We start from the raw sequence: 21,959 nt of genomic DNA on the forward strand, positions 1-21,959 counted from the left end.
TAATTTTGCAATCTAAGCATTATAAATAATCACATAAATCATTCCCGCTTAGGCGGGAATTTGTTTTTAAAATGAGTACACATATATTAAACATAGAAACTGCTACAACAAATTGTTCGGTTTCCGTTTCAAAAAATGGAGAAACCATTGCTTTAATTGAAGATAACGATAAAGGCTACTCGCACGCCGAACGTTTACATGTTTACATCGATGAGGTTTTAATGAAAGCAAGTATAACAACTCAAGATTTAAACGCCATTGCTGTAAGCAAAGGCCCTGGTTCTTACACGGGTTTGCGAATAGGAGTTTCGACCGCCAAAGGACTTTCTTTTTCCTTAAACATTCCTTTAATTTCAGTACCAACGTTAACCGCATTGGCTCATCAAGTTAAAACTTCAGAAGGAGTAATTGTTGCTATGTTAGATGCAAGACGTATGGAAGTATATTCAGCTATTTTCGATAGTAGTTTTAATCAAATAAGAGAAACTCAAGCTCAAATATTAGATGAAAACGCTTTCGCGGAAAATTTAAAAGCAGGCAAAGTTTACTTTATAGGAAACGGTGTAGAGAAAACAAAAACGCTTATTGATAACCAGAATGCCATTTTTATTGAAGGTAAATTACCATCTGCTAACGAAATGAGCTTAATAGCCTTCAAGAAATATGAAGAAGAAAAATTTGAAGATGTAGCTTATTTTGAACCCTATTACTTAAAAGATTTTGTGGCAATAAAATCAAAAAAATAGAGATTAAAAAAGGCGGAAGTTTTACACTTCCGCCTTTTTAATTTATATACTATTGCTTAGTAATTAAGCATCTTTATGTATTTCAACACTGTGTGGGTAAGGAATTTCAATGCCAGCAGCATCAAGAGCTAATTTCACATTTTCTGTAACATCAAAATAAACAGTCCAATAATCTTCGGTTTTACACCAAGGTCTTGTAGCAAAGTTTACAGAGCTATCAGCCAATTCTAAAACTGTAACAGCCGGAGCAGGATCTTTTAATACTTTTGGGTGCGATGTTAAAACATTCATTATAACATCTTTTGTTTGCTTAATATCGGCATCGTAACTAACACCAAAAACTAAATCAACACGACGAGTACCTTCGGTAGTATAATTAATAATATTACCGTTAGATAGTGCAGCATTTGGAATTATAATTTCTCGGTTAGATAGTCCAGTAAGTTTTGTTGTGAAAATTTCAATTTCTTTTACTACACCTAATTCTCCTTGAGCTTCTATTAAATCTCCAATTTTTATTGGTTTAAAAATCATTAATAAAACACCACCAGCAAAATTACCTAACGATCCTTGTAAAGCCATACCAATTGCTAAACCAGCAGCAGCTAAAATAGCAGCAAACGAAGTTGTTTCTACACCTATTGTACCAAGTACAACAATAATTAAAACAATTTTAAAAATCCAGCTTAATAAGTTAATTAAAAACTTTTGTAAGCTTTCGTCGTAATTTTGCTTAAGCATTACTTTTTTAAGGCCTTTAATTAAAGTTTTAATTACCCAAGAACCAATAATCCAGATGGCAATGGCTCCAATAATTTTTAAACCATAATCTAAAATTAGGGCCATCCATTTTGATGCGTCAATGTTTTTTAAATCCATAATTTGTGTTATTTATAATTAAATTAAAGTTAGTAACTATTTATTTTGTTTTAACTAAAGCTAGGTAAAATAAAAGTTAATTGATTATAATATTATAGACACAGAAATATTAAACGGTCACTTTAAAAAACTAAAAACCAAATAAAATAATTATTAGTGTAATTATAGCTGGAACCGATTGAAAATAAAACAGCTTAATTTGTTTAGTTGAATAAGCGCCATATATACCAGCAATTATTATACAAATGATAAAAAATAACGCGGTTGAAATATCATTTTTAATAATAGAAAATATAATTCCGGCAGCTATAAAACCATTGTATAAACCTTGATTAGCGGCTAAAACTTTAGTTTCTTTGGCAAAGGCTTCAGATTTTATATTAAAGGCTTTAATGCCTTTTGGTTTGGTCCAGAAAAACATTTCTAAAATTAAAAAGTAAAAATGTTCTATGGCTACAAATGCTAGTAATATTATGGTTAATGTTTTCATTGTTTAGTTATTAGTTTTAAGGCTTCTTTAGTTTTGCTTACAGGTAATTTACATGATTTGTTTACACAAACATAAATTAAGGTTTTATCTGGTGTAAATCTGTTTTTTAATAGAGGCATACTATTTTCATATTTAGATACAGCTATTAATTTATTTGGTAAATAGTTTTTATTTAATTCGGTTAATTGTTTATGAGCTTCATTACCAACTAATGCAACTTCGTAATATGGATGTGTGTAATTTAGCATTAAATTTAACCAATTTGAATAGCCCGATGGATAGTCTTGCATTTCTAAAGTTACGTTGTTTAGCATGTTTGTTGCTGTATTATAAAAGTATTCATTATCAAAATAATGTGACAATCTAAACAAGTTATTTGCCATAATAGAATTGCTGGCTGCAATTACATTATCGCGGTATTCTACACTTCTAGATACTAAAGCTTCATCTTTACTGGATGTGAAGAAAAACATATTACTTGTTTTGTCAAAAAAGAAATCGAAGGTGTAATTCGTTAAATCGCGCGATGTTTTTAACCATTTTTCTTCTCCGGTAACTTCGTAAAGCGCAATAAATGCTTCAATAGTGGTGGCGTAATCTTCTAAAAAACCATTAATGGAGCTTTTTCCATTTTTGTAATTATGAAACAAGCTACCATCGTTTTGTAACTGATTGTTTAAAATAAAGTTTGCGTTTTTTTCCGCGGAAGCGAGGTAAGTTTCCTCACCTAAAACCCGGTAAGCATCCACGTAGGCTTTAAGCATTAAGGCATTCCAAGAGGTTAGGGTTTTATCGTCTAACCTTGGTTTTGGACGTTTATTTCTAATTTCTAATAGTGTTTGCTTCCATTTTGTTTTATAAGATTGAAGAGCTTCTATTGAAATATTATGTTTTTCCGCGAAAGCGTTATCGTCTTCATTTTTTATTAGTACGTAATTGTTATGTTCCCAAAATCCGAAATCGTTTACATTATAATAGTTGGAAAATAATAAGAAATCTTCTTTTAAAATATGTTCTAACTCTTGTTTTGTCCATACGTAAAAAGCGCCTTCTTCTAATTCGTTGTTTTTGTTTAAGCTATCGGCATCTAATGATGAATAAAATGCACCGTTTTTAGTTGTCATTTCATTGTTTACATAATTTAATGTTTCTGTAATTACGTTTTTGTAGAGTTTGTTTTTTGTAAGTTGGTAAGCATCGGCATATAAACTTACCAGTTGTGCATTGTCGTAAAGCATTTTTTCGAAATGCGGTACATGCCATTTAATATCGACAGAATATCGAGAAAAACCACCGCCAATATGGTCGTACAATCCGCCATAAGCCATTTTGGTAAGTGTTAGGTTTACAAAATTTAAAATGTCTTGGTTGTTATTTTGATATGCATAACGAAGTAAAAATTGATAGTTATTAGGCATCATAAATTTTGGAGCTCTGTTAGTGCCACCATAATGCTTATCGAAACTGTTAGACCATTTTTTTACAGCATTATTTATAAATGTTTTATTAAAATCGGGTTTGTTGTTGTTGGTAGCAACAACATCCATGCTTTTTATGCCTTGTTCAAGTTTATTGGCATATTCATGTAGTTTTTCTGGGTTACTTTTATATAATTCTGCAATTTGGTTTAAAGCGCTAATCCATTGTTCTTTTTTAAAATATGTACCGCCCCAAACAGGTCTTCCATCTGGTAAGGCTACAATATTTAAAGGCCAACCACCTTGGCCAGTCATAAGTTGTACGGCATTCATGTAAACTTGGTCTACATCTGGGCGTTCTTCTCTATCAATTTTAATATTGATGTAATTGGTGTTCATGGTTTGTGCTACTAACGAATCTTCAAAACTTTCATGTTCCATAACATGGCACCAATGGCAAGCCGCATAACCAATACTAATTAAAACAAGTTTGTTTTCTGTTTTAGCTTGATTTAATGTTTTACTATTCCAAGGTTGCCAATTAACAGGGTTATGCGCATGTTGTAAAAGATATGGGCTTGTTTCGTTAATTAACGCATTTGTATATTTATGGGTCATGGGTTTTGACGATTTAGAAGTACAAGAAAATAAAACAATAAAAACTACTAAAAGATAAAGATGTTTCATGTTATAAAAATAAGTATTATAAAATGAAAAAGCACTCTAAAAAGAGTGCTTTAAATATATATAAATAGGTAGTGTTTAGGACTTATTCAATTTCGAAAGTAACTTTTAAATTTACTCTAAACTCGGTTACATCTCCATCTTTTACAATAGCGCTTTGGTCTTGTACATAAACCGAACGAATATTTTTTAAGGTTTTTGATGCTTCTTTTACTGCTTTTTTAGTAGCATCTTCCCAACTTTTATTTGAGTTAGAAAGCACCTCGATTACTTTTAATACTGCCATAATATTTTGTTTTTAAATTAATTTTGTTTTCTATTAATTTAGAAACAATTGGCTTCAAAAAGTCACATTAAGTTCTAAAAAACTTATCCATTAATAGCTTCTACCATGGCTACTTTACCTGGAAGCATTTCTTTTAGCATATTTTCTATACCGTTTTTAAGTGTAAATGTTGACGATGGGCAACCACTACAAGCTCCCTGGAGTAGCACACTTACGTTTTTGGTGTTTTCGTCGTAACCAATAAACTGAATATTACCACCATCACTCGCAACAGCTGGTTTTACATATTCTTCTAAAATATTTACAATTTGTTTTGATGTGTCATCTAAAGCTTCAAAATGGTGATCTAGCTGTTCTGTAGATTTTTTAAGTGTCTCAGTAGCTTCTGGTAAAACAATGTCTTTACCCTTCTCAATAAAACTTCTTATAAATTCACGAATTTCAAGGGTGATTTCTTGCCATTCCGTAATATCAAATTTTGTAATAGAAACATAGTTTTCATCAAAAAATACACTTTTTACAAAAGGAAAATGAAATAGCTCTGTAGCTAATGGCGATAATTTGGCTTCTTCAATAGAGGTAAACTCAAACATTGCTGTTACTAACTTTTTGTTAGCTACAAATTTCATTACGCTAGGGTTTGGTGTACTTTCTGCATATACCGTTACAGGTACTTTTTTTGCAGTTGCAGTTTCTGTTATTACAGTACCACCGTCGTTTAAATAAGCTTCAATTTGCTGAGCTACTTCATCTTGAACATCTTTCCATTCTACAATATTATAGCGTTCTACGGCAATAAAGTTTCCAGATATATAAATTTTCTTTACAAAAGGTAAATAAAATAGCTGTTGAGCCAGAGGTGAAGGCTTTGCTTCATCAATATTATTAAATTCAAAACTCTCATTTTTTGTAATGAATTTATTCAATTCAAATTTAACAATAGCATTGTTTGTTGTTTCTTGCACAGAAACCTTAAAAGTATTCATTTCAACTAATTTTTTACAAAAATACTAAAAGAAACACTTTCTTGCTTATATATTTATTTTTAGTTCTTATATTATGAGCTTAAATTAAAACGTATATTTATCGTGTTTTTTGTAAGTAGTTTTGAATTAAAAAATGCGTTTTTAATGTTACTAACCCCAATTCGGTTATAATTTTATGAATTTAAAAAATAGTATTACAATTGTTTTCTTTTCACTTATATCTTATATAAGTGTATCTCAAGACGGATTACCAATTTATTCTGATTATTTAACCGATAATTATTACTTAATTCACCCATCTATGGCTGGAGCGGCTAATTGTGCTAAGGTTAGATTAACAGGAAGACAGCAGTGGTTTGGGCATGAAAACGCACCTAAACTAATGACGTTAAGTGCCAATGGAAGAATAGGAGAATCTGCTTCTGGAATTGGAGGAATAGTTTTTGCAGACGGTAATGGTTACCACTCTGTAAAAGGAGCTTACCTTACTTACGCTCATCATTTAATGTTTTCTAGAAGTGAAACAGATTTAAATATGCTTTCTTTTGGATTAAGCGCTGGTTTTATTCAATATCAATTAGATGAAACTGGATTCCTTTTTGACGGTCCAGATCCTATAGTTAGTGGAGGTGTAGAGAATGCAACTAATTTTAATGTAGATATTGGAGCTTCTTATCATTATTTAGATTTTTATATTCATGGTACAATAAAAAATGTGTTAGAAAATGAAGGGGTTAATAACAATACACAAATTACAAGTAATTTAAGACGTTATTTAGTAACCGCAGGTTATGTATTTAATAAATATGGAAGTTCTTGGAGTTTTGAGCCTTCTGTATTATTTAATTATAGAGATTTAACTGAAGAAACTACTATGGATTTTAATGCAAAAGCATACAAAGCTATGGATTTTGGTACCATTTGGGGAGGCTTATCATTTAGAAAAAGCTTTGATGGTGCAGAATATGTAAATGATTCTGATAGTAGTATAGGAAGCCAAACCCTTAACCAAATTTCTCCAATTTTAGGAATTAACTATAATAATTTAATGTTTGCTTATACATATGCACATCAGTTAGATGATGTTGTTTTTACCAATGGTGGTTTTCATCAAATAACAATTGGTATTAATTTTAGTTGTCGTAGAGAGCGTTACGATTGTAATTGTCCTGCAGTAAACTAAATGAAAAATATAACAAAAAAGAGGCTTAAAAGCCTCTTTTTATTTAGTTACCATTGGTAAGATTTTATTTTTGCCTGTTCTTTTATGGCTTTTATCATGGCACTTTCTAAACCATTTGTTTCTTGTTTTTGTAATTTACTAATGTATTCGGTACGTTTAGCGTTTAAAGCTTTTATTTCTTTTTGAATTTTTTCACGATTATTACGTTTAGTTTCAATGTAAGTTATAATTTCTGATTCAGATTTTCCTTTTAATTCTTGAGGTAAAACTTCATCGTTTAAATTTTTAATGTCAACTTCATTTTCTTCAATAGCATCAACTAAATCCCAGCTTTTATTTTTATAAAAGTGTGAGCTTTTGCTAATTGTTCGCTTAACAGCGTTAGCTTTGCTATAACTATTTGCATTATTATCTTGTTCTGTTTGTAATGCGAGTTTACTGTAGCCTTTGGTGCCGTAACTAACATATGTTTTATTTAGTTTTTCATTTAAAATTAAAATATCATCGTCATAAGGAGTGGCAATATGTACAGTTTTGCGATTATGATTTATAGCCATATAATCGCCATTGGTAAGTTGAGCACCATCTTTCCAGTAACTAGAAATACCTTGGTTATAATCACCACAAAAAATGGTGTTTACAGTTATATCTTTATCTTTTGCATTTGTAGCAGCATGTTTATAATTAACACGACCTTGGGTAAAAGGTTCGTTTCCTGCAATAAAAATTAGTTTTAAATCGTCTGGATTACTACCCCAGTTTAATTGGTTAATTGATGTTTGTAAGGCTTGTCCACAATACTCATTACCGCCATTTGTAGTAAGAGAAAAAAGTTCTTTTGATATATCGTCTAAATCTTCACTAAAAGCAAGAACTTGTCTAATATAGCCTTCGTCGCCATTTAAATTATCATTGCCGTACTCGTACAATGCAATTTGCAAATTTGGCTTATCGTTTTTACACTTAGCATAAGATAGTTCGTTAACAATATCCCAAAGTTGAGCTTTGGCTTGGTTTATTAGTCCATCCATACTATTACTGGTATCAAGTAGTAAAGCTACTTTTATGTATGGTTTATTGTATTTAGTTATTGCCGTTTTGGTAGTATTGCCAAATGCAATTTTAGGTTCTTTAGTTTTAGAGTTGCATGCTAAAGAAGCAAATAAAGTAAAACTTAATACTGTTGATTTAATTAATGTTGTCATTTTTTTCGTTTTTCTGATTAATGATTTAAAACTAACTAGAAGAATTTTTTTTAAAAACAACCAATGAGTAACAGCTACTTTTTAATTCGTAAACCAAGCTTTTTAATTTGTAAAGTCTTTTTTTAACTTAAAAAAATAAGTGTTTTTAAAAACTTACCATTTTAATATACCAAGTAAAGTACGTATGTTTAGCTATGCAATTGTTTAAAAAAACATTAAGGCTTTGGTTTTTGTTGTGTGGGTTAGTTACACTTGCACAAAATAATACAGAAAGTATAGCTCAACAACCCAAGTTTACGGTTAGGGGTTCTGTTGTAGAAATTGATACCTATAAGCCTATACAAAATGTAAATATTGAAGTAAATGGAGGTGCTTATACTACAACAGACACCTTTGGTGAATTTAGAATTGAGGCCAGAAAAGGAGATGAGTTAACTATTAAGCACAAAGATTTTGAAACTGTTTATTACACCATAAAAAGCAATGAACGTTTATTAGTAAAGGTACAACCTAACGCAGAGTACGAAGCTAGTATGTTGAAGCGTAAATCAAAATCTAGGTATAATATTGAAAGCTTTAATGCCTTAATAGATTCTGCTGAAACCTACTTAAAAAAAGATGCTAAAACAAGTTTAGAGTTTGCCGCTAATGCATTAGAAAAAGGTAACTCAATTAAACAAAACGCTGATGCTTATGAAGTTTTAGGCGATATTTATATGTATTGGAAACAGTTTGATTTAGCGGTTTATAATTACCGTATAAGCTTACAAAGTATAAATTCTAATCTGGTAAAATTAAAACTAGCCAAAGCTTATAAGCAAAATAAAAATTATCAAGAAAGTTTATCAATTTACAATGGCATAAACAAAGCTAATTTATCAAACTGGCAACTTATAGAGTTAAATGAAGGTTTAGGAGACGTATACTATTCTACTAAAGTTTACCACAAAGCTATTAGTAGTTATCAAGTAGGTTTAAACATAGCACAAAAACATTTAATTACACCTAAAATAACCGATTTAAACTCAAAAATAGCACAAACATACAATGCAAATGGAGAGCCCGAAACAGCCAAAGGGTTTTTTAATAAATCCATGCAATTGGCAAATACAGAAAACCAAAAACGAGCAGTAGAAGAAAAAATAAAAGTTGCCGATTTTGAGAGCGAAAACAAAAATTTTTCAGATGAAATTGAGTTAAGAAAAGAAGCTTTAAACACTATAAACGACATTGAATACGATTCTGTTTTCGATAATTCAAGTGCGTTAACCCCTCAAAAACAAAATTATAAAATAGGAAATGCATACGCAGCACAAAAAGATTTTAATAATGCCATTCCATATTTTAAAAAGAGTATAACAGAAGCCGATAATAAAGCCGACTTAATTGTACAAAAAGATGCTACACGCCGTCTTTCAGAAATTTACAGAGATGCAGGCGAGTTTAATAAAGCTTTAACTACTTACCAAGAATATGTAGAACTTGTAGATAAGCTTTATGCCCAAAAGGAACAAGAAATATCACAAGCAGCCCGTTTTAGTCGAGATATTGCCATTAAACAGAATAGAATTTTAAGTTTAGAGAATGACAGAGCTTTAAACGAAAGTCAATATCAATTATCAACAGAACAGGCAAAGCGTCAAAAACTCATTATTTACTCGCTAATAATAGGTGTTTTACTATTATTGGTTTTAGCTTTTTTAATGTATAAAAACATAAAACAGCAGCGGTTTGCTAACAATTTATTGGCATTAAAAAGTTTACGAAGCCAAATGAATCCGCATTTTATATTTAATGCACTAAATTCTGTAAACAGTTTTATTGCTTTAAACGACGAACGAACAGCAAACAAATATTTAACCGATTTTTCAAAGTTAATGCGTGCTGTTTTAGAGAATAGTGAAGAAGATTTTATTCCTTTAGAAAAGGAAATTGAACTATTAAAACTTTACACCCAACTTGAACATTTTAGGTTTCAAGATAAATTTAATTATCAAATAAAAATTGACCCGAGTATCAAGATTCAAGATTTTGTAATTCCTCCTATGTTATTACAGCCTTATATAGAAAATGCCGTGTGGCATGGGTTACGTTACAAAAAAGAAAAAGGATTTTTACAAATAGAACTAAAGCAATCTAACCCCAGCCAAATACAAATAATTGTAGCAGATAATGGTATTGGAAGAGAAAAATCTAAAGCTTTAAAAACCGAAAATCAAAAAAAACAGAATTCTAAAGGTATGGGCAATATAAAAAAGCGCGTATCAATTTTAAACGAAATGTATAAAGATAAGGTAGATGTTGAGGTAAGCGATTTTCAAAACACCGAAGATGTGGGAACTAAAGTAGTAGTAACACTAAAAAAAGACTAAATAATGCTAAAAGCTATAATAGTTGAAGATGAGCAAACAAGCAGAGACATTTTAAAAAACTACCTGCAAAAATATTGTCCTAATATTCAAGTTTTAGGCGAAGCGTCAAACATAGACGAAGCAATAGTTTTAATTCGTAAAACCGAATTAGATGTCGTTTTTCTAGATGTAGAAATGCCTTATGGTAATGCCTTTGATTTGCTAGATAAAGTAGGTGATATAAATTTTGAAACAATTTTTGTTACAGCCTACAACAATTACGCTATTGATGCTTTAAATGCGCACGCGAGTTACTACTTAATGAAGCCTATTTCAATAGATGAATTAATAAAGGCTGTAGATTATGTAACCAATATAAAACAAAAAGAAGAAGCTCTACAAAACCAAATTTTAGTGCCAAATACAAATACAGTAAGTGGTAAAATAACAATACCACAATTAGACGGCTTCGAGATTATAGAAACCTCAGATATTTTATTTTGTAAAGCCGACGACAATTACACCGAAATTTATTTAAAAAATAACACAAAAAAAATAGTAAGTAAAACCTTAAAGTATTTTGACGATATGCTGAGCAATTCAACATTTTCCAGAGTACATAAATCCTATTTAATAAACGTAGCCGAAGTAAAAAAATATGTAAAAGGAAAGGGTGGAAGCGTAATTTTAAGTAACGGTAAAGAAATTATGGTATCTGCATCAAAAAAAGCACAATTATTAGCTTATTTTAAATAAATCAATACTTAAATTAGTACTTATAAATAAAAAACCAACATGCCAATTATAAAACCTGTAAACGGAAAACACCCAGAAATACCAAACGATTGCTACATAGCCGAAAATGCCACAATTGTAGGTCAAGTTACAGTAGGAAACCAATGCAGTTTTTGGTTTAATGCAGTAGTTCGAGGTGATGTTAACTATATAAAAATGGGCAATAAAGTAAATGTGCAAGACGGAGCAGTAATTCACGCCACATATAAAACAGCTCCCACAACTATAGGTAATAACGTGTCAATAGGGCACAATGCCATTGTACACGGTTGTACAATTCACGATAATGTTTTAGTAGGCATGGGAAGCATTATTATGGACGATTGTATTATTGAAAGTAATTGCATTATTGCCGCCGGAGCGGTTGTAACACAAAATACTCATATAAAGTCAGGTAGTATTTACGCTGGCGTTCCAGCAAAAAAAATAAAAAATATAAGCCAAGAGTTAATATCTGGTCAGATCGATAGAATAGCCAATAATTATATAAAGTATTCAAGTTGGTTTAAAGAAGAATAATTTTAAATAAAGTTTATTGGCGTTCCACCTCCTAAGGTCGGTGTCGGGCTTTACACTATATCTTTTTCTCGTGCCTCAAAAAAGGATGCCGTTTCAATCCCTAACGCAATTTAGTTTTCGTTAAAAATCTAAATAATCAACTTTAAACTCGGTTCCTACTAAGCTTTTTAAAACCTCTGTATTACCGTTAATATAAAAACTGTGTTCAATAGTTTTAAAGCTATTGTTAATAAGATTAAGTTTTTCTAAAACCGTTTTAGTTTGTCTAGCTACAGCCTCACCAGAATCTATAATTTTAACATTATTAGGTAAAATATTAATAAGTAAAGGCGTTAAATAGGGGTAGTGCGTACAACCTAAAACTAAATAATCTATGTTAGCATCAATCATAGGTTGTAAATATTGATTTAAAAGAGTTTTCATTTCATCAGAAAACAACTTTCCGCCTTCAATAAGTTCAACAATACCATCACCATGCTGCTCAATAACTTTAATATTGCTAGCAAACAAAGTTGAGGTTTTAGAAAATAATGTACTACTTAATGTGCCACGTGTAGCCAAAATACCAATAGTGTTAGTTTTTGTTTGTAAAGCTGCTGGTTTTATGGCGGGTTCAATACCAATAAAAGGAATACTGTAATTAGCTCTTAAATAATCTATAGCATTAGTAGTAGCCGTATTGCATGCCACAATAATAAGCTTGCAGTTTTGCTTTAGTAAGTACTCAGTATTTTTAATACTTAAATTTATAATAGCATCTTTACCTTTTGGGCCATAGGGTGCATTTTTACTATCGGCTAAATATATTGTGTTTTCGTTTGGAAGAAGTGCGTTTATTTCTTTCCAAATGGAAGTGCCACCAACTCCAGAATCAAAAATACCAATAGCGTTTGTGTTCATAGTTTAACAAAAATAAAAAAGCTGCTTTAAAAAGCAGCTTTTTTATTTATTGGAGTAAAGGTTTTATTAAATACCTAATTTTTTCTTTACATCTGCAGAAATATCTTTTCCTTCAGCAACAATTAAAGTAGATCTATCTAAAACATAGTCGTACCCTAAAGATTTAGCTACTTCGTTAATAGCGTTCATTGCTTTTTCTTGAATAGGCTTAAATAATTCAGCTTCTTTCTCTGCAATGTGTTTTTGTGCATCTGCTCTAAATTGTGCAATACGTTGTTGTTTTTCTTGTAACTCTAAACCGCGCTTTTGGTTTTCTTCATCGGTTTTAGTGTTTGCTTCAGCCTCGTATTGTTTAACCGTGTTTTGGTATTCTGTAATAGAAGCTTGTATATCTGTTTGGTAAGTTTTACCAAGTGTTTCAAGTTCAGATTGAGCAGCCTTTGCTTCTGGCATTGCAGCAATTAATTCTTGTGTGTTTATATGTGCAACTTTGCTTTGTGCTTGAGTAAAGCTAATTGTTCCTATGCATAATGCAGTTGCTAATAAAATAGTTTTTAAGTGTTTCATTTTTTAATGTATTAATTGTGTGTTATAAATTATTAATTATTGTTTAAGCTGTCTTTAGCTTTTTGTCTTTCTTCTAGTATTTTTTTCTTTTTTTCTTCAAGCGCTTTTTTACGAGCAGCTCTTTCAGCTAATTTACGCTGCCTGTTTTCCTCTATAAGTTGCTCTTTAGTTTTAGTCGTTTCTTTTTCTCCAGTTGTCTCTTCAGTGGTTTTAGCTTCTTCTGATTTAGCTGTAGCCTCTTCAGTTGTATTTGTTGTTTCTTCTGCTTTAGCTTGTTTTGCTTTTTCGCGTTCTTCTATTATTTTTTGTCGTCTTTCTTCTGCGGCTTTAACTTTTGCTTCTCTTGCTGCTAACTTTTCCTGTCTGGCTTTTTCAATGGCACTTTCTCTAGCTGCTTTTTTTTCTTCAAGAGCTTTTTGTCTAGCTTCTAATTCTGGATTTACTTCAGGAATTAAATCTTCTTCTTCAGCAGTTTTTCGTTCAGCTCTCGTTTGGGCTTGATTTCGTTTAGCTGTTCTTGTTATACTTCTAATTACTTGCTCGCTAATATCGTATGCCTTATTTGAATATAGCATGTTTACTTCAGCCTTATCTAAAACCATGTCGTAATTTCTACCTTCGGCCATATCTTGAACTGCAGCAAATATTTGATCTTGTATGGGCTGCATTAATTGTTTTTGTTGAATAAACAAATCGCCATTTGGCCCAAATCTTTTTTGTTGGTAATCCAGAATTTCTTGTTCTTCAAATAAAATATCTTCTTCACGCTCGTTTATTAACTCTTTTGTTAATAATGCTTTTTCGTTACTTAACTCTTTTCTTTTTTGTTCTATGGCTGTTAATTTTTGGTGGATTTCATTTTTCCACTTTTCAGCCTTGGTGTTAAGTTGTGATGATGCTTCTTGATACTCTGGTACGTTTTCTAAAATATATTCGGTGTCAATATAAGCAATTCTTAAACCACGTTGAGCAAAAGACGATAAGCTAATTGTAAAAACTAGTGTCAATAAAAAAAGAACTCTGTTGTACATGGGGTTATATTTTATAGTTATTGAACTCATAGATTTTAAATGTTTAAGTAAAATTTTACCTGCGTAAATTTACTGTTTTCAAAATTAACGAATTTTAACATTAAAAATTTTAATTATCATGCAAAACATCGAAGTGTTAATAGAAAATATCGTGCCAAAATAAATTTCTATTTAAAATTGCTGTCCAATTATGAAGTGTGTTTCCCAACCATTTTTGGTGGTTTCACCTGGTAGCGGATCGAAACCATGACCAAAGTCTATACCTAATAGACCAAAAGCTGGCATAAAAATACGCACGCCTAAACCTGCAGAACGTTTTACATTAAAAGGGTTATAATTTTTAAAATCATTGTAAGAAACACCACCTTCTAAAAATCCTAAAGCATATATTTTTGCTGAAGCACTTAAAGTAATAGGATAACGAAGCTCTAACGAGAATTTGTTGTAAATACTACCTCCATCTGCAGATGCAGAACCTGTAGATGGGTCTAAAGGTGTTAAAGATTGGTTAGGGTAGCCACGAAGTTGTATTACTTCACGACCATCTAAACTATAGTTTGCTAGTCCATCACCTCCTAAAAAGTAACGCTCAAAAGGTATAACACCTCTGTCTTTGTTATAAGCTCCTAAATATCCAAATTCCACTAGTGGGCGTAATACTAAGTTTTTTACAATTTGTGTATACCATTCGCCTTTAAAGTTAAGTTTATAAAACTCTAACCATTTGTATCTTTCTTGGTCTATTTCTCCAATTCTGTCAGAGTCGGCAGTTTCACGCTCTTCTAGCAATTCCCCGTAATCTACACCATCAAATAATGAGTATGGTAGTGTTAATTTAGCAGTAATACCAAATTTAGAACCTGCTGTAGGGAATACAGGATCTACACTGGTGTTGTTTCTGTTTAAACCAATAGTATAAGATAAGTTATTTGAATAACCATCGCCAAATGTAAATAAACCTGTGTTGTAGTTGTTTAAGTCATAACGCTGAAAACTAACAGCTTGTGAAAGTGTGAAGTAATCATCTGGAACAGATAAACGTTTTGCTAAACCAAAAGTAATACCTGTAATATTGAAACTTTGGCTTTTATCTGCATTTCCTGTTTGATAGTTGTATAAAAACTGTTTAGTATGCGATAATGAAGTAGAGAATTGTACAGGACGTTTACCTCCTAGCCAAGGCTCTGAAAATGAAAAACTATAGGTTTGGAAAAAACGACTAGCTTGTAAGCGTAATGCTAAGCTTTGTCCGTCTCCCATTGGAATTGGCTTGTAAGCTTCTTTTTTAAATATATCTTTAATTGAAAAGTTGTTAAATGATAAGCCTAGTGTACCAATAAAACCACCCCCACCGTAACCACCTTGTAGTTCGATTTGGCTAGATCCTGTTTCTTTCACAGAATATTCCATATCGATAGTACCTTCATTAGGGTTAGGGTTTATAAAGTTTGGAGCTATTTCTTGAGCATCAAAAAAGCCCATCTGCCCAAGTTCTCTTACTGTACGAACAACATTTGCTTTACTGTAAAGTTGACCCGGTCTGGTACGTAATTCACGATAGACAACATGGTCGTTTGTTTTATCATTGCCAACTACAGTTACTTTGTTGAAATATGCTGGTTTCCCTTCTGTAATTCTAACTTCAATATCAATAATGTTATTATCTGCACTTACTTCAACGGGATTAATTTGCGAGAATAGGTAGCCGTTATTTTGGTATTGGTTAGTAATATCAAAACCATCTGGTTTAGTATCGTCTGCGATACGTTTTTGTAATTCTACACCGTTGTATGTATCTCCTTTTTTAATTCGTAAAATACTATTTAAATATTCGTTAGAGTATACAGTATTACCAATAAAAGTTATGTTACCAAATTTGTAAAGCTCTCCTTCGTTTACATCTATTTTTAAGGATATTGTTTTATCGTCGTTGTAAATAACGCTGTCTGTAATTATACGTGCATCTCTGTAACCGTTTTCTTTGTACTTATCAACTACGTGATCCAAATCTGCTTGGTATGCAGAATCGATAAATTTTGAACGTTTGTATATGCGAAGTCTGTTTATTTTTTTGGTGCTTTTCATGGCTTTTCTAAGCATTTTATCGCTTAAAACATCGTTGCCTGCAAATTCAATATCTTTTATTTTTACTTTTTCTCCTTTATCAATGTTAAGCACCATGTTAACACGGGATGTTGGTATGGAATCTTTAACTTCAACGGTGTTTATATGTACTTTTGTGTTTAAAAAACCGTCTTTTTTGTATTTTTTTTCTAGGAAATTTTTGGTGGTTGTTATAAGGTTTTCTGTAACTTTTGTTCCTTTTTTTAGTTTAGTTTCTTCAATAATATTTTCTTTTTTACCCTTTTTTACCCCATAGATTTTTAATAAATTAAGTTGAGGTAAATCTGAAAGCCTAATTTCAAGTGTAGCTACATCACCTTCAACTTTAGATACATAGACTTCAATATCGTTGAATAATTTAGAGTTCCATAGTTTTTTAATTGCGTTAGCAATTTCTTCGCCAGGTATATTTATTTCTTTACCTTTTCTTAATCCGGAATATGAAATTATAGTTTGTTCGTTAAAAGAGGTGTCTCCTGAAACAGTAATTTCTCCAATGGTATATTTTTTTCCTTGGTTGTAGGTTAGTTCTTGAGCGTTAGTTTTTATACTCGCTACTAAAAATAAAAATGCTAAAGTGTACTTTAAAGTATATGTTAAAGGTGAATTTTTAGCTAAGTTGTTCACTTGTTTTCCCAAATCGTCGTTCTCTTTTTTGATATTCAATAATAGCTTCATACAAATGCTGCTTGGTAAAATCTGGCCATAGTATTTTAGTAAAATACAACTCGGCGTAAGCGATTTGCCAGAGCAAAAAATTACTAATACGTTGTTCTCCACTAGTTCTTATAAGCAAATCCACGTCTGGTAAATTTTGCGTGTAAAGATGCTTATTTATAATTGATTCTTCAATATTTTCCGGCGAAATTATATTATTTTTAACTTTAATGCTAATTTCTTTAACAGTGTTTAGTAATTCTTCTCTAGAACCATAACTTAATGCAAGGGTTAAAGTCATTCTTGAATTATCCTTAGTTTTGTTAATAACATCTTGAAGTTCGTTATGCACTTTATTGGGTAATGTTTTTAAATTACCTATGGCCGAAAGTTTAATATTGTTGTCTTGTAATGTTGAAATTTCCTTTTTTAAGGAGGAAACTAAAAGTTTCATTAAAGTTTGTACTTCTAGTTTAGGGCGTTTCCAGTTTTCTGTAGAGAAGGCGTAAAGCGTTAAGTTTTCAACACCTAGTTCCGCGCAGGCTTCAACAGTTTGTCTTACAGATTTGGTTCCGTTCTCATGGCCAAAAGCACGCATCATGCCTTGTTGTTTTGCCCAACGGCCATTACCATCCATAATAATGGCAATATGTTTAGGTAGTCGATTAAGTTTTATGTTCTCTTTTAAATTCATTTTAATTTACACAATAACATGGTTTTTCTCCAAAGGTGTAAGTTAAGGTAAAACCTGTAAATACATACCAGTCGTTGTTATTTATATTTCCGAATCTGTATTCTTGTCTGCTGTTTGAGTTAGGAATATTTCCGTCGATTTCATCTGAAAATGTGTATCGTGCACCAATTTCGAAACTAAGAATAAAATTACCTAAAAAATTCGTTTTAAAGCCAATTGCCATGGGTATACCGTAAGCCCAACTTTTTGTGCCTTCAGGTAAACTAATGCCATTATCAAAATAATAATTGTCGTGATTTGCAGCGCTTAGTCCAGCAAATAAGTATGGTGTAGCTATTGTATGTTCAGCATGAAGATTAAAATCTACAAACGTAAACTCCATACCTGCTGCTAGTTCTAAGATATCTGTATCTATACTGTAGTTTCGTTGTATTCTTCTTGGATCATCCGATTTATTATCAAAAGCTTCAATATCAGAATAAATAACAGAAAACCTCCAAGAATGTCTTGGGCTAGCATTCCATCTATAAACTAAACCTAATGCGGCAGCATTTGGAGCAATATATTTTGTTGATCCTACATCTCCTATAAAATTGCTGCCTCCGGCATAAATACCAATTTCATTAATTTGTGAGTAAGAAAAGCTTAAGCTTAAAATACTTAATGTTAATAGAATAAATCGCTTCATAAACATTCAAAAGTTTGCAAATATAATAAATAAGATGAGTCTACAATGTGTAAGACCCTTTTAGTCTGAGTTTAAAACAGATTTTCTTATAAATTATTGTTTTTGATTTCGGTTGTCTTCACCCCAAAGCAATTTTTTTCTTAAGGTGTCTAAAAAGCTTTCATTGAATAAATCTATCATTTTAATAGTAAAATCGGCTTTCTTAATTTTAATAATGGTTCCATTATCTAAAGTCGCAATTCTGGAATCTAACGATATTAAATGCTGTTGTTCTCTGCCATCAACATTTAATTGTATTTCTGTTGAGTCAGGTATAACTAAGGGGCGTGCACTTAAATTATGTGGTGCTATTGGTGTGAGCACAAAGCTGTAGGCGCCTGGTGTAATTACTGGCCCTCCACAACTTAAAGAATATCCTGTAGAGCCTGTTGGTGTAGATACTATTAAACCGTCGCTCCAGTAGGAGGTTAAGTGTTCGCCATCTAAGTGAGTTTCTACGGTTATCATAGATGTTGTGTTTTTGCGGCTAACAGTAACTTCGTTTAATGCGAAATATAAATCTTCTACATCTTTATTTGTTGGTAATGTTTCAACGGCTAATAAACTGCGTTCGGAAATTTTGTATTTGCCATCAATTATATTTTGAAATGCTTGTTCAATCGCTTCAACATGTATAGTTGCTAAAAAACCTAAACGGCCAGTGTTTATACCAATTATTGGTATATCTATGTCTTTTACATAAGTAATAGCTCTTAAAATTGTACCATCGCCACCAATGCTTACAAGTAAATCGAAGGTTTTATCTAGGTGATCAAATTTATTAAAGGTTTCAAAGCCTTTTATATTATGGGCTTCGTTGTTTATTAAATTATAAAATTCATCTTCAATGTAGGCTTCAATACCTTGTCTAAACAAATAATTAAACAATGTTTCAACAGATTTGCTTGTTGTTTTGTTGTAATAGCGTCCAAAAACGGCAACTTTCATAAATTAAATGTTTAAATATCGGTTTAAATAATCGCTTCGTTCTTTTAAGTTGGCAACAAAGCTGTCTTCTTCGTGGTTTGAAATAATGTTGTAGCTATATCTTCTAAAGGTTTGTATAATATCATTTAAACTAGTGTTACCAACTTTAAGTGTAATTTGCGTTAAATCACTATTGTTTTTAGATATAAAAGCACCTAGAAGTTTTCCGTTGTTCGATTCAATAATTTGGCTAATCTCACTAAAAGAATAATCGTTAAGTCCTTTTTCTACAACTAAAATTCCGCCAGGTTCAATTAAAAAGGGCGACTCTGCAAAAAGACTTACAAAATCGGTTAACTCGTAATAGCCTAAGTAGTTGTTTTTTGCATCTAGTACAGGCATTATATTGGTTTCATTTCTCGCAAAGGCCTCTAGTACATCTAACCATAAAGTTGTATCTCGAACAAAAAAATCTTCAAGCGCATAGGTGTATTCTTTTAAGTTCTTTGCGGCTTCAAAACAATGTGCATCTGTTTCAGAAAAACACCCCAGATAATTATTATTTTCGTTTTTAACTGGAATATGAGAAAATGTTAATTGATTAAAAAGAAGCTGTAAATCGCTAATTTTATTTTGCGTTTCTATAGGTTTAACGTCGTTAATTATAAATTCTGAAAGATTCATAAGCCATTAATTTAGCTGCAAATTAATCAAAAAAATACTATGTAAGCCTGTTCTACTTTGTATTTTTGTTTAATAAAAATAGATTTATGACTAAGTTAAGTGTAAATATTAACAAGATAGCCACATTAAGAAACTCCAGAGGTGGCGATATGCCAAATGTAGTGCAATTTGCCAAAGATGCGCAGCGTTTTGGGGCAGAAGGCATAACCATACACCCAAGGCCAGACGAGCGCCATATTCGTTACCAAGATGCTCGAGATTTAAAAGCAGAAGTTTATACAGAGTATAATATTGAAGGAAACCCGGTAGAATCTTTTATGAAATTGGTTTTAGAAATAAAACCTACACAGGTTACTTTAGTACCAGATGCGGTTGATGCTATTACAAGTAATGCTGGTTGGGATACCATAAAGCATAAAGATTTTTTAATTGATGTTATAAAAGAATTTAAGCAAAACGATATTAGAACTTCAATATTTGTAGATTCTGTTTTAGAGCAAATAGAAGGAGCAAAAGCTACAGGAACAGACAGAATAGAACTCTATACTGAAGCTTTTGCGCACCAATATAGTTTAGGAAATAAAGATGCAATAAAACCTTATGCCGAAAGTGCAAAACTTGCAGGAGAATTAGGTTTAGGTTTAAACGCAGGACACGATTTATCTCTAGATAATATCAAGTATTTTAAAGAAAATATTCCAGGGTTGTTAGAGGTTTCTATAGGTCATGCCTTGATAGCTGAAAGTTTATATTTAGGTGCAGAAAATGTTATACAAATGTATTTACATAAATTAAAATAATGGAACAGCTTTATTCAAATATTTTAGGCGAAGGTAAACCCTTTATAATTTTGCATGGTTTTTTAGGTATGAGCGATAACTGGAAAACTTTAGGTAAGCAATTTAGCGAGCAAGGTTATCAAGTGCATTTAATAGATCAACGAAATCATGGACGTAGTTTTTGGAGCGAAACATTTAACTACGAAGTATTAGCCCAAGATTTAAAAAACTATTGCGACCATAATAACTTTAAAGATATTGTTTTGTTAGGTCACTCTATGGGAGGTAAAACAGCTATGATGTTTTCTACCTTATATCCAGAATATGTTTCTAAATTAATTGTTGCCGATATTTCTCCGCGTTTTTATCCGGTGCATCACGATGGCATTTTAAACGGATTAAGTGCTATAAATTTTGATGCCATTAAAAGTAGAGGAGAAGCCGACAAAATGTTAAGTGAATATGTTAGTGATTTTGGTACTAGACAATTTTTACTAAAAAACGTTTACCGCGTTACTAAAGATAAATTAGGGCTTCGTATAAATTTAGAAGTATTAAAAAATGAAGTAGGAGAAGTAGGTGAAGCTTTACCAACACAACAAACATTTAGTAAAGACACTTTGTTTTTGCGTGGAGACCGATCGGAATACATAGGGGTTGGAGACGAAAGTATTATTAAAAGTCATTTTGAAAAAGCCAAAATTGTAACCATTTCCAATGCAGGACATTGGTTACATGCCGAAAATCCTAAAGAGTTTTATGAATCTGTTATGAAATTCTTAAGCTAAGTTTTGTTATATTTAATAAAACAATCCTTATGAAATTAATAATAAAACTTCTTTTAAACGCTATAATTGTATTCGCCTTAGCGCATGTTTTAAGTGGCGTTTACGTAAATAGTTACGTTACAGCAGTAATTGTAGCTGTAGTTATTTCTATTTTAAACTTAATTGTAAAGCCAATTTTAGTCATCTTTACCTTGCCAATAACCATTGTAACTTTAGGGCTATTTCTTTTGGTAATTAATGCAATAATTATTTTGCTTGCAGATAATTTAATAGCCGGATTTTCGGTAAGTAGTATCTGGACAGCTATTTTATTTAGTTTATTATTGTCGTTTTTGCAATCTATAGTACAATCTACACTAAAAGAAGACAAAAAGTAGTCTAAAAATCAAGTAATTAAAAACTTTGTTGGGATGTAAAAATAGCTTACTTTTGCATCCCGATTTTAATTTCTGTTAAAGTTGAATTTCCGCGAAAGCGAAATTGGTAAAGTTTGGGTTGTAAAACCTACATTAAATTGTTAAACACCTTTATAGGTTATA

At 31.4% G+C, this 21,959-nt stretch carries 22 protein-coding genes; 8 read left to right on the top strand and 14 right to left on the bottom strand.

All coding sequences use genetic code 11. From position 1 onward, the window contains the following. Positions 1–71: 71 nt before the first annotated feature. A complete protein-coding gene (gene tsaB, locus LG649_RS10585) occupies positions 72–746 on the top strand; it encodes a tRNA (adenosine(37)-N6)-threonylcarbamoyltransferase complex dimerization subunit type 1 TsaB (RefSeq protein WP_226543789.1) in 675 nt (224 codons plus the stop codon). 63 nt (positions 747–809) lie between these two features. Here tsaB and LG649_RS10590 read toward each other — a convergent pair whose 3' ends face one another. The 5 genes from LG649_RS10590 to LG649_RS10610 form a co-directional block, all read right to left on the bottom strand. Continuing rightward, positions 810–1,625: a mechanosensitive ion channel family protein gene (locus tag LG649_RS10590; protein ID WP_226543790.1), complete on the bottom strand. Its 816-nt coding sequence runs from the start codon at positions 1,623–1,625 to the stop codon at positions 810–812. Between the two features lie 130 nt (positions 1,626–1,755). Further along, the gene (locus LG649_RS10595; RefSeq protein ID WP_226543791.1) at positions 1,756–2,115 is read right to left on the bottom strand and encodes a DUF1304 domain-containing protein; all 360 of its coding nucleotides are present in this window, start codon (positions 2,113–2,115) and stop codon (positions 1,756–1,758) included. Then, on the bottom strand, positions 2,112–4,220 hold the full coding sequence (locus LG649_RS10600; protein ID WP_226543792.1) for a thioredoxin domain-containing protein: 2,109 nt from the start codon (positions 4,218–4,220) through the stop codon (positions 2,112–2,114). Before LG649_RS10600 ends, LG649_RS10595 begins: the two co-directional genes overlap by 4 nt. 82 nt (positions 4,221–4,302) lie before the next feature. After that, positions 4,303–4,503, bottom strand: a complete 201-nt coding sequence (locus LG649_RS10605) for a dodecin family protein (protein WP_226543793.1) — start codon at positions 4,501–4,503, stop codon at positions 4,303–4,305. A gap of 83 nt (positions 4,504–4,586) precedes the next feature. Beyond that, positions 4,587–5,489 (bottom strand): NifU family protein, encoded by a 903-nt coding sequence (locus LG649_RS10610; RefSeq protein ID WP_226543794.1) that lies wholly within the window; start codon positions 5,487–5,489, stop codon positions 4,587–4,589. Between the two features lie 175 nt (positions 5,490–5,664). Here LG649_RS10610 and LG649_RS10615 point away from each other — a divergent pair, with 175 nt between their 5' ends. After that, positions 5,665–6,672, top strand: a complete 1,008-nt coding sequence (locus LG649_RS10615; RefSeq protein WP_226543795.1) for a PorP/SprF family type IX secretion system membrane protein — start codon at positions 5,665–5,667, stop codon at positions 6,670–6,672. Between the two features lie 47 nt (positions 6,673–6,719). Here LG649_RS10615 and LG649_RS10620 read toward each other — a convergent pair whose 3' ends face one another. Continuing rightward, on the bottom strand, positions 6,720–7,877 hold the full coding sequence (locus LG649_RS10620) for a vWA domain-containing protein (RefSeq protein ID WP_226543796.1): 1,158 nt from the start codon (positions 7,875–7,877) through the stop codon (positions 6,720–6,722). Between the two features lie 194 nt (positions 7,878–8,071). On the opposite strand from LG649_RS10620, the gene LG649_RS10625 reads away from it, so the two are divergent. The 3 genes from LG649_RS10625 to LG649_RS10635 are packed head-to-tail and all read left to right on the top strand — an operon-like array spanning position 8,072 to position 11,542. Beyond that, positions 8,072–10,249: a tetratricopeptide repeat-containing sensor histidine kinase gene (locus tag LG649_RS10625; RefSeq protein WP_226543797.1), complete on the top strand. Its 2,178-nt coding sequence runs from the start codon at positions 8,072–8,074 to the stop codon at positions 10,247–10,249. Further along, positions 10,250–10,984, top strand: a complete 735-nt coding sequence (locus LG649_RS10630) for a LytR/AlgR family response regulator transcription factor (protein WP_226544034.1) — start codon at positions 10,250–10,252, stop codon at positions 10,982–10,984. It begins immediately after the preceding gene. 39 nt (positions 10,985–11,023) lie between these two features. Beyond that, positions 11,024–11,542: a gamma carbonic anhydrase family protein gene (locus LG649_RS10635; RefSeq protein WP_226543798.1), complete on the top strand. Its 519-nt coding sequence runs from the start codon at positions 11,024–11,026 to the stop codon at positions 11,540–11,542. Between the two features lie 120 nt (positions 11,543–11,662). On the opposite strand, the gene murI is transcribed toward LG649_RS10635, so the two are convergent. From murI to LG649_RS10675, 8 genes are all read right to left on the bottom strand, one after another. Continuing rightward, positions 11,663–12,442: a glutamate racemase gene (murI, locus tag LG649_RS10640; protein ID WP_226543799.1), complete on the bottom strand. Its 780-nt coding sequence runs from the start codon at positions 12,440–12,442 to the stop codon at positions 11,663–11,665. Positions 12,443–12,508: 66 nt separating this feature from the next. Next, positions 12,509–13,009, bottom strand: coding sequence for an OmpH family outer membrane protein (locus tag LG649_RS10645; RefSeq protein WP_226543800.1), 501 nt, complete (start codon positions 13,007–13,009; stop codon positions 12,509–12,511). A gap of 32 nt (positions 13,010–13,041) precedes the next feature. Beyond that, positions 13,042–14,070, bottom strand: coding sequence for an OmpH family outer membrane protein (locus LG649_RS10650; RefSeq protein WP_226543801.1), 1,029 nt, complete (start codon positions 14,068–14,070; stop codon positions 13,042–13,044). Between the two features lie 141 nt (positions 14,071–14,211). Continuing rightward, the gene (locus LG649_RS10655; RefSeq protein WP_226543802.1) at positions 14,212–16,842 is read right to left on the bottom strand and encodes a BamA/OMP85 family outer membrane protein; all 2,631 of its coding nucleotides are present in this window, start codon (positions 16,840–16,842) and stop codon (positions 14,212–14,214) included. Further along, positions 16,775–17,515, bottom strand: a complete 741-nt coding sequence (locus LG649_RS10660; protein WP_226543803.1) for an isoprenyl transferase — start codon at positions 17,513–17,515, stop codon at positions 16,775–16,777. The genes LG649_RS10655 and LG649_RS10660 overlap by 68 nt, the downstream gene beginning before the upstream one ends. A 1-nt stretch (position 17,516) precedes the next feature. Next, a complete protein-coding gene (porG, locus tag LG649_RS10665; protein ID WP_226543804.1) occupies positions 17,517–18,203 on the bottom strand; it encodes a type IX secretion system protein PorG in 687 nt (228 codons plus the stop codon). A 93-nt stretch (positions 18,204–18,296) separates the two neighbouring features. Next, complete coding sequence (locus LG649_RS10670) at positions 18,297–19,190, bottom strand: NAD kinase (protein ID WP_226543805.1); 894 nt, start codon at positions 19,188–19,190, stop codon at positions 18,297–18,299. 3 nt (positions 19,191–19,193) lie between these two features. Further along, positions 19,194–19,853, bottom strand: coding sequence for a CBS domain-containing protein (locus tag LG649_RS10675; RefSeq protein ID WP_226543806.1), 660 nt, complete (start codon positions 19,851–19,853; stop codon positions 19,194–19,196). 86 nt (positions 19,854–19,939) lie between these two features. On the opposite strand from LG649_RS10675, the gene LG649_RS10680 reads away from it, so the two are divergent. Genes LG649_RS10680 through LG649_RS10690 form a run of 3 tightly spaced genes read left to right on the top strand, consistent with a single transcriptional unit; the run spans position 19,940 to position 21,797 of the window. Further along, positions 19,940–20,653, top strand: coding sequence for a pyridoxine 5'-phosphate synthase (locus tag LG649_RS10680; RefSeq protein WP_226543807.1), 714 nt, complete (start codon positions 19,940–19,942; stop codon positions 20,651–20,653). Beyond that, positions 20,653–21,420 carry an alpha/beta fold hydrolase gene (locus LG649_RS10685; RefSeq protein WP_226543808.1) on the top strand — a complete coding sequence of 256 codons (768 nt, stop codon included), beginning with the start codon at positions 20,653–20,655 and terminating at the stop codon, positions 21,418–21,420. The genes LG649_RS10680 and LG649_RS10685 overlap by 1 nt, the downstream gene beginning before the upstream one ends. 29 nt (positions 21,421–21,449) lie before the next feature. Continuing rightward, positions 21,450–21,797 carry a phage holin family protein gene (locus tag LG649_RS10690; RefSeq protein ID WP_226543809.1) on the top strand — a complete coding sequence of 116 codons (348 nt, stop codon included), beginning with the start codon at positions 21,450–21,452 and terminating at the stop codon, positions 21,795–21,797. Positions 21,798–21,959: the final 162 nt, after the last annotated feature.

The sequence above is a fragment of the Neotamlana laminarinivorans genome, from assembly GCF_020523925.1.
Lineage (GTDB): Bacteria > Bacteroidota > Bacteroidia > Flavobacteriales > Flavobacteriaceae > Neotamlana > Neotamlana laminarinivorans.

Excerpts from the sequence above, each read along its gene's own strand:
- tsaB (WP_226543789.1), top strand. The coding sequence starts at position 72 with ATGAGTACACATATATTAAACATAGAAACTGCTACAACAAATTGTTCG.
- LG649_RS10590 (WP_226543790.1), bottom strand. The coding sequence starts at position 1,625 with ATGGATTTAAAAAACATTGACGCATCAAAATGGATGGCCCTAATTTTA.
- LG649_RS10595 (WP_226543791.1), bottom strand. The coding sequence starts at position 2,115 with ATGAAAACATTAACCATAATATTACTAGCATTTGTAGCCATAGAACAT.
- LG649_RS10600 (WP_226543792.1), bottom strand. The coding sequence starts at position 4,220 with ATGAAACATCTTTATCTTTTAGTAGTTTTTATTGTTTTATTTTCTTGT.
- LG649_RS10605 (WP_226543793.1), bottom strand. The coding sequence starts at position 4,503 with ATGGCAGTATTAAAAGTAATCGAGGTGCTTTCTAACTCAAATAAAAGT.
- LG649_RS10610 (WP_226543794.1), bottom strand. The coding sequence starts at position 5,489 with ATGAATACTTTTAAGGTTTCTGTGCAAGAAACAACAAACAATGCTATT.
- LG649_RS10615 (WP_226543795.1), top strand. The coding sequence starts at position 5,665 with ATGAATTTAAAAAATAGTATTACAATTGTTTTCTTTTCACTTATATCT.
- LG649_RS10620 (WP_226543796.1), bottom strand. The coding sequence starts at position 7,877 with ATGACAACATTAATTAAATCAACAGTATTAAGTTTTACTTTATTTGCT.
- LG649_RS10625 (WP_226543797.1), top strand. The coding sequence starts at position 8,072 with ATGCAATTGTTTAAAAAAACATTAAGGCTTTGGTTTTTGTTGTGTGGG.
- LG649_RS10635 (WP_226543798.1), top strand. The coding sequence starts at position 11,024 with ATGCCAATTATAAAACCTGTAAACGGAAAACACCCAGAAATACCAAAC.
- murI (WP_226543799.1), bottom strand. The coding sequence starts at position 12,442 with ATGAACACAAACGCTATTGGTATTTTTGATTCTGGAGTTGGTGGCACT.
- LG649_RS10645 (WP_226543800.1), bottom strand. The coding sequence starts at position 13,009 with ATGAAACACTTAAAAACTATTTTATTAGCAACTGCATTATGCATAGGA.
- LG649_RS10650 (WP_226543801.1), bottom strand. The coding sequence starts at position 14,070 with ATGAGTTCAATAACTATAAAATATAACCCCATGTACAACAGAGTTCTT.
- LG649_RS10655 (WP_226543802.1), bottom strand. The coding sequence starts at position 16,842 with ATGAAGCTATTATTGAATATCAAAAAAGAGAACGACGATTTGGGAAAA.
- LG649_RS10660 (WP_226543803.1), bottom strand. The coding sequence starts at position 17,515 with ATGAATTTAAAAGAGAACATAAAACTTAATCGACTACCTAAACATATT.
- porG (WP_226543804.1), bottom strand. The coding sequence starts at position 18,203 with ATGAAGCGATTTATTCTATTAACATTAAGTATTTTAAGCTTAAGCTTT.
- LG649_RS10670 (WP_226543805.1), bottom strand. The coding sequence starts at position 19,190 with ATGAAAGTTGCCGTTTTTGGACGCTATTACAACAAAACAACAAGCAAA.
- LG649_RS10675 (WP_226543806.1), bottom strand. The coding sequence starts at position 19,853 with ATGAATCTTTCAGAATTTATAATTAACGACGTTAAACCTATAGAAACG.
- LG649_RS10680 (WP_226543807.1), top strand. The coding sequence starts at position 19,940 with ATGACTAAGTTAAGTGTAAATATTAACAAGATAGCCACATTAAGAAAC.
- LG649_RS10685 (WP_226543808.1), top strand. The coding sequence starts at position 20,653 with ATGGAACAGCTTTATTCAAATATTTTAGGCGAAGGTAAACCCTTTATA.
- LG649_RS10690 (WP_226543809.1), top strand. The coding sequence starts at position 21,450 with ATGAAATTAATAATAAAACTTCTTTTAAACGCTATAATTGTATTCGCC.